This window comes from Micromonospora sp. MH99, assembly GCF_021442385.1.
Classification (GTDB): Bacteria; Actinomycetota; Actinomycetes; order Mycobacteriales; family Micromonosporaceae; genus Micromonospora.
In genome coordinates this window covers 1-6,496 of record NZ_MUZA01000131.1, presented here as the reverse complement: position 1 = coordinate 6,496, position 6,496 = coordinate 1, and the positions used below count along the sequence as shown (strand labels likewise).

Genomic DNA, 6,496 nt, shown 5'->3' with positions numbered 1-6,496 from the left:
CCGGCAGCGCCGCGCGCAGCCCCGGCCACGGCGACCGTGCGCCCGACAGCACGCGGCGCAGCGCCGGCCCGAGCACGGGCCCGGCGCTGAGCAGCAGCGCGGCCAGGTTGGCCCACACCCAGTAGGCGTACGGACGGTCGGCTGCCCAGCCCTGGTAGTACCGCTCGACGACCAGGTGGTAGCCGACCCACCAGTGAAAGCCCACCGCGCTGAAGATCGCGATCACCGCCGCGACCCCGACGGCGGCGGCGAGCAGCGCGCCCCGACGCTGCGTACGGCGCAGCGTCACCACGGCCAGCGCGAGCACACCGACCAGGAGAAACCCGTACGACAGGTACAGCGCGAACCCGAGCAGCACCCCGCCGGCCAGAGCGGCGACGCGGCCACGGACCGCCAGCAGCGCCAGGCCGGCCGCGACCACGGCGGCGAAGATGCCGTCGGCGGACGCGCCCACCCAGACCGCCCCCGGCAGCAGCACCAGGAACGGCAGCACCGCGCGGGCCGCGTCGGGTGCGCCGAGCGCCCGCAGGGTCACCGGCACCGACACCGCTACCGTCGCGCCGACGAGCACGCAGGCCAGCGCGGCGGCGGCGCCTCCGCCGAGACCGATGCGGTCCAGCCAGACGAAGATGAGCAGCGCGCCCGGAGGGTGCCCGGCGGTGTGGGTGGACCACGCGTCGGGTTGGAAGTCGACGATCCGGCCGGCGAAGCCGGCCAGCATCGCGGGGATGTCGGTCACCCCGGGGACCTCGTGCAGGTACTCGGCCTGCGGGGTGAGCCGCCGGGTCAGCCCCGCCGTCCAGCCGTCCACCAGGGCCAACGACAACGTCCAGGCGACGGCGGTCGACCACGCGGCAGCCAGCAGGACACCCCACCGGGCGGTGCGCGCCCACCGGGCTCCCCAGCCCACCACCGCGACGGCCACGGCCAGTGCGGCGGGGCTGCCCCAGCCGACGTGCGGCCGCCACGTCGCGTACAGGGGGGCGGCGTCGGCGTGCAGCCCGGCGCCACGCGCGTTGAGCAGGGCACCCACCAGCACGGCGGCGGCGAGCAGCGCCGCCTCCACGCCCAGCACCAGAAGGTCCCCGGCCCGGCGGCGGGGCGGGGTCCGCCCAGGGGCGGCGGCGAGAGCGGTGGTCGAGGCCATGACCACCGGACGGTACGGCGACAGCCCGCCTCCGCGCTCGCCAATCGGCGGCCCGTCACCGGACGGTAAGAAATGCCCAGGTGGTAAGGGTTCGGTAAGCACATTTGCGCCTCCACCGCGGGCTTGTCGTCCTAGCGTCGGCGGTATGCCGACTGAGATCGACGTGGTGCTGCCCTGCCTGGACGAGGCGGCCGCCCTGCCCGGCGTGCTCACCGCGCTGCCGCCCGGCTACCGGGCCATCGTGGTGGACAACGGCTCGCGCGACGGCTCGCCCGAGGTGGCCGCCCGGCACGGCGCCCGGGTGGTGCACGAGCCCCGGCGCGGCTACGGCGCGGCGGTGCACGCCGGCCTGGAGGCCGCCGACGCCGAGGTGGTGTGCGTCCTCGACGCCGACGGGTCGTTCGACCCCACCGAGCTGCCGGCCCTGGTCGCGCCGGTGCTGGCGGGCACCGCCGACCTCAGCGTGGGCCGGCGACGCCCGGTCGGGGCAGGGGTGTGGCCGTGGCACGCCCGCGCCGGTACGGCGCTGGTCGCCGCGCTGCTGCGCCGTCGGGGCGTACCGCTGCGGGACCTCAGTCCGATCCGGGTGGCCCGCCGCGAGGCGCTGCTCGACCTCGGCGTCACCGACCGCGCCTTCGGCTACCCCCTCGAACTGCTGATCCGTGCCGCCGCCGCCGGCTGGCGCATCCACGAGCTGGACGTCACCTACGCGCCCCGGGCCGTCGGCACCCGCTCCAAGGTGTCCGGATCGGTGCGGGGCACCCTGCGAGCGACCCGTGACTTCGCCGGCGTGCTGCGGACTGTGGAGGGCCCCCGGTGACCGTTCTGCTGGTGGTCGCCAAGGCGCCCGTCGCGGGGGCGGTGAAGACGCGGCTCTGCCCGCCGGCCACGCCGGCGCAGGCGGCCCGGATCGCCGCCGCCGCGCTGCGCGACACCCTCGACGCCGTCCGCGCCACCCCCGGTGTCACGCCGGTGCTGGCCTGGACGGGCCGGCTGACCGAGGCGGAGGACGCCGACGCGTTGACCGCCGCGCTGGCCGGCTGGTCGGTCCTCGACCAGCGCGGCGTCGGCCTGGGCGAGCGGCTCGCCAACGCGTACGCCGAGGTCGCGGCGGCGTACCCGGGACGGCAGGTGCTCCAGATCGGGATGGACACCCCGCAGGTGACGCCGACCGGGCTGGCCGCGGCGGTCGTGCGGCTGGGTGCCACCGACGCGGTGCTCGGCCGGGCGCGCGACGGCGGCTGGTGGTCGCTCGGGCTGCGCGATCCCCGGCACGCCCGGGTGTTGCGCGACGTGCCGATGTCGACGCCGGACACCGGCCACGACACGTGGGCGGCCCTGACCGCACGCGGCCTGCGTACCGCGCCGCTGCCGGTGCTGCGCGACGTCGACGAGTGGTCCGACGCCCTTGCGGTGGCCGTCGAGGCGCCCCAGGGCCGGTTCGCCCGACAGGTCGCGGCGGTCCGCTTCGCACTGCTGCCGGGAGGTCGTCGGTGAACCCCGTCGACACCGCCCCGATCGAGGCGACGTCGACGAGGTCGCCGGCGCGGGGGCACGACGACGGGTCGGCGGCGGGCACGGTGGCGGATCCGTTCGCTGCCGCCCTCGCCGACCGTGCGGCCCGAGGACGGTGGCTGGTGCACGGCGACGGTGTCCGCAGCCGGCTACCGGTGGACCGCTGGCACGGACCGGCCGAGCCGGCGGTCGTCGGGCTGGTCGAGCGGTGTGCCGGGCCGACCCTCGACCTCGGTTGCGGGCCCGGACGGCTCACCGTGGCGCTGACCCGGGCCGGCCGGACGGCGGTCGGTGTGGACGTCTCCGCGACGGCGGTACGGCTGACGCGGGCCCGGGGCGCGGTGGCGGTGCGCGGTGACCTGTTCGAGCGGCTGCCCGGCGAGGGCCGGTGGGCACACGCGGTGCTGATCGACGGGAACGTCGGCATCGGCGGCGAGCCGGTGGCGCTGCTGCGCCGCTGCCGGGAACTGCTCGCTCCCGGCGGCACGGTGCTGGTCGAGCTGGAGCCGCCCGGCGCGGGGCTGTGGCAGGGCCTGGCCCGGGTGGCCGCCGAGCAGCGCGCCGGCCGGATGCTGCTCGGCCCGGCCTTCCGCTGGGCCCGGCTGGACGCGCGCGCCGTGCACCCGGTCGCCGACGCCGCCGGGCTCGCGGTGCGGGACGTGTTCCGGCGGGGTCGACGCTGGTTCGGTGTACTGGCAACGGGCCGCTGACGCCGCGGGCGTCAGGCCGCCGGGAGACGGACCACGAATCGGCAGCCGCCGACGACGTTCTGCACGTCCACCCGGCCGCCGTGCGCCTCGACCAGCCCGCGCACGATCGCCAGCCCCAGCCCGCCGGAGCCCTCCCCACCGGAGCGTGGCGTACGGGCCGGCTCACCCCGGAACGCCACGTCGAACAGCCGGGGCAGGTCGTCCTCCGGAATGCCACCGCAGGTGTCGGCGATCGCCAGCCAGGCGGCGTCGCTCTCGCACCCGGCGTCCACTCGCACCGTGCCGTCGCTCGGCGTGTAGTGCACCGCGTTGAGCAGCAGGTTGCCCACGACCCGGGCCAGCTCGGGCTCGCTGGCCAGCACCGTGGGCCAACCCGACTCGGCGGCCACCAGGCGGATGCGGCGGGCCTTTGCCAGCGGCGCGGTGCCGGCCAACGCGTCGGAGACCACCTCACCGAGCGGCACCGCCGACAGGGTCAGGCGCAGCGCCCCGGCGTTGATCCGGGACAGCTCGAACAGGTCGTCGACGAGCCGGGTCATCCGGTCGGTCTGCAGGCGGATCCGCCGGTGGTACTCGGCGACCGTCGCCGGGTCGTCGACCACCCGGTCCTCCAGCGCCTCGGCCATCGCCCGCAGGCCGGCCAGCGGCGTCCGCAGGTCGTGTGACACCCAGGCCACCAGGTCCCGGCGGCCCTTCTCGACCCGCCGTTCCCGCTCCCGGGCCTGGGCCGCCCAGACCGCGGCCACTGCCAGTCGACGCCCGAAGTACCAGCCCACGCCGAGGCTCACGACCGCCGCCGCGGCGACCGTGAGCAGGACCACCTGGAGGTCGTGCGGAGACAGGAACATCGCCTGGGCGACCACCACCACCCCGGCCACCACGGCGGCCACGGTGATGGTGAGCAGGACACAGACGTGCACGGTGATCGACCGGTGGCGCAGCATCCGCAGGGCTGCCGCGCCCAGCAGGCCCACGCCGAGCGCGGCCGTGAGCGCCGCCCCGAAGATCAGCGCCAGGTCACGCATCGGCCGGCTCGTACCGGTAGCCGACGCCCCAGACCGTGACGATCCGTCGCGGCTCGGCCGGGTCGTCCTCGATCTTCTCCCGCAGCCGCCGCACGTGCACGGTCACCGTGGACTGGTCGCCGAAGTTCCACCCCCACACCCGTTCCAGCAGCTCGGTGCGTTTGAACGCCCGCGTCGGGTGCCGCATCAGGTGTGCCAGCAGGTCGAACTCGCGCAGTGTCAGGGCCAGCTCGCGGCCGTGCAGCCGGGCGATCCGTGGCCCGGTGGCCACCTCCAGCCCCGCGTCGGCCAGCAGCTCGGCCGCCGGCGCGGCCGGCTCACCGGCCCGGCGCAGCACCGAACCGACCCGCAGCACCAGCTCCCGCGGCGAGAACGGCTTGCCCAGGTAGTCGTCGGCGCCCAGTTGCAGGCCGAGCACCCGGTCCGCCTCGTCGCCGCGCGCGGTCAGCATGATGATGGGTACGCCGTCCGGCCGCTCCCGCAGCCGCCGGCACACCTGCAACCCGTCCAGCCCGGGGAGCATCAGGTCCAGCACGACCAGGTGCGGCGGCCGGTCCTGGACGGCCTCCAGGGCGGCCAGACCGTCCCCGACGTGGCTCACCTCGTACCCGGCGTGTTCCAGGTAGCGGCACACCACGTCGCTGACGGTGCGATCGTCGTCGACCACGAGCACCCGCTGCGCCACCGGCCACCTCCCGGGGCCAGCCTAGCCAGCGGCGCCGACGGCCCCGAGCCGGGAGATCTTGCGGTTCGCTTACGTCCCGGCCGCACCACCAGGGCCGGTCTGTCGGTGCGACGCGGCGACCGCACCGACCGATCGGGCCGGCGGCATGGACTGCGTACGATGCGGGGCTGAGTTTCCCTCGTCGCGGCGGAGGTATCGGCAGATGGCAGGCCAGCACGAGGGTTACGCCCTCGGTGTCGACCTCGGTACGTCCAACACGGTCGCCGTGCTGCGGTGGCCGGACGGGCGGACCCGTCCGCTGCTGATGGACGGTCAGCCGGTCAGCCCGTCCGCCGTGTACGCCGACCCGGACGGCACCCTGCACGTCGGGATGGACGCCCGGCGGTTGGCGCAGGCCGACCCGGCCCGGTTCGAGGCGAACCCGAAGCGGCGGGTGGACGAGCCGACCGTGCAGCTCGGTGACCGCGTGTACGCGCCGGCGGAGCTGCTCGCCGCGGTGCTGACGGCTGTCGGTCGGGCCGCGGTGGACGCCGTCGGCTTCCTGCCTCCGGCCGTGCTCACCTGCCCCGCGGCCTGGGACGACACGCGTCGGCAGGTGCTCGCCGACGCGCTGCTGCGGGCGGGTTGGCCGCAGGCTGCCGAGCACACCCTCGCCGGGCCGACGCCGCCGGGCACCCGACTGCTGCGCGAGCCGGTGGCCGCCGCCCGCTACTACACGCAGGTGCTGCACCGGCCGGTGCCGGTCGGCGGCGCGATCGCGGTGTTCGACTTCGGCGGCGGCACGCTCGACGTCGCGGTGCTGCGCAACGAGGGCGCCGACCCGTGGGGTGACTCCGGCTTCCGCGTGGTCGCCGACGGCGGCCTGCCCGACCTGGGTGGGCTGGATCTGGACGCGGCGCTGGTGCGGCGGGTGGGCGAGCTGCTCGGCGAGCGGCACGCCCGGCGGTGGGCCCGGCTCGTCCGGCCGTCGGATCCGGCGCAGCGTCGCGACCAGGTCCGGCTGTGGGACGAGGTGCGCGGTGCGAAGGAGACGCTGTCGCGTTCAGCAGTGGCCCCGGTCGCGGTGCCGGGGGTGGCCGAGGCGGTGCGGCTGACGCGGGAGGACGTCGAGCGGGTGGCCGCGCCGCTGCTGCACCGGGCGGTGCAACGGGCCCGGGAGGTCATCGCCGCGGCCGGCCTGCGCCCCGACCAGCTCGCCGGGTTGTTCCTGGTGGGCGGCTCGTCGCGGATTCCGCTTGTCGCCCGGATGCTGCACGCCGAGCTGGGGGTGGCGCCGACGGTGCTGGACCAGCCGGAGCTGCCGGTGGCCGAGGGCGCGCTGACGGACCTGCCGCTGCGCCGAGCGCTGCCGGCGTACGCGGGACCGCAGGCCGCTGCGCCCGCGCTGCCCGTACCGCCACCGGCGGGTCCGCCC

General features: G+C 76.6%; 7 protein-coding genes. 4 read left to right on the top strand and 3 right to left on the bottom strand.

Features of this window, described 5'->3' with window-relative positions; genetic code table 11:
• Positions 1 to 1,147: hypothetical protein (locus tag B0E54_RS31870; protein ID WP_234591556.1), on the bottom strand; the 1,147-nt coding region annotated here is incomplete at its 3' end.
• Between the two features lie 145 nt (positions 1,148 to 1,292).
• On the opposite strand from B0E54_RS31870, the gene B0E54_RS31865 reads away from it, so the two are divergent.
• Genes B0E54_RS31865 through B0E54_RS31855 form a run of 3 tightly spaced genes read left to right on the top strand, consistent with a single transcriptional unit; the run spans position 1,293 to position 3,372 of the window.
• Positions 1,293 to 1,967: a glycosyltransferase family 2 protein gene (locus tag B0E54_RS31865; protein ID WP_234591555.1), complete on the top strand. Its 675-nt coding sequence runs from the start codon at positions 1,293 to 1,295 to the stop codon at positions 1,965 to 1,967.
• The gene (locus B0E54_RS31860; protein ID WP_234591553.1) at positions 1,964 to 2,644 is read left to right on the top strand and encodes a DUF2064 domain-containing protein; all 681 of its coding nucleotides are present in this window, start codon (positions 1,964 to 1,966) and stop codon (positions 2,642 to 2,644) included. The genes B0E54_RS31865 and B0E54_RS31860 overlap by 4 nt, the downstream gene beginning before the upstream one ends.
• Before the next feature lie 20 nt (positions 2,645 to 2,664).
• Positions 2,665 to 3,372, top strand: a complete 708-nt coding sequence (locus B0E54_RS31855; RefSeq protein ID WP_308195453.1) for a class I SAM-dependent methyltransferase — start codon at positions 2,665 to 2,667, stop codon at positions 3,370 to 3,372.
• 11 nt (positions 3,373 to 3,383) lie between these two features.
• Here the strand turns inward: B0E54_RS31855 and B0E54_RS31850 are convergent, their stop codons facing one another.
• Both B0E54_RS31850 and B0E54_RS31845 read right to left on the bottom strand, forming a co-directional pair.
• A complete protein-coding gene (locus tag B0E54_RS31850) occupies positions 3,384 to 4,397 on the bottom strand; it encodes a sensor histidine kinase KdpD (protein ID WP_234591551.1) in 1,014 nt (337 codons plus the stop codon).
• Positions 4,390 to 5,082 (bottom strand): response regulator transcription factor, encoded by a 693-nt coding sequence (locus B0E54_RS31845; protein ID WP_007461060.1) that lies wholly within the window; start codon positions 5,080 to 5,082, stop codon positions 4,390 to 4,392. The genes B0E54_RS31850 and B0E54_RS31845 overlap by 8 nt, the downstream gene beginning before the upstream one ends.
• Positions 5,083 to 5,284: 202 nt before the next feature.
• On the opposite strand from B0E54_RS31845, the gene B0E54_RS31840 reads away from it, so the two are divergent.
• Positions 5,285 to 6,496, top strand: a 1,212-nt coding sequence (locus B0E54_RS31840) for an Hsp70 family protein (protein WP_234591550.1), incomplete at its 3' end; no start/stop codon positions are given.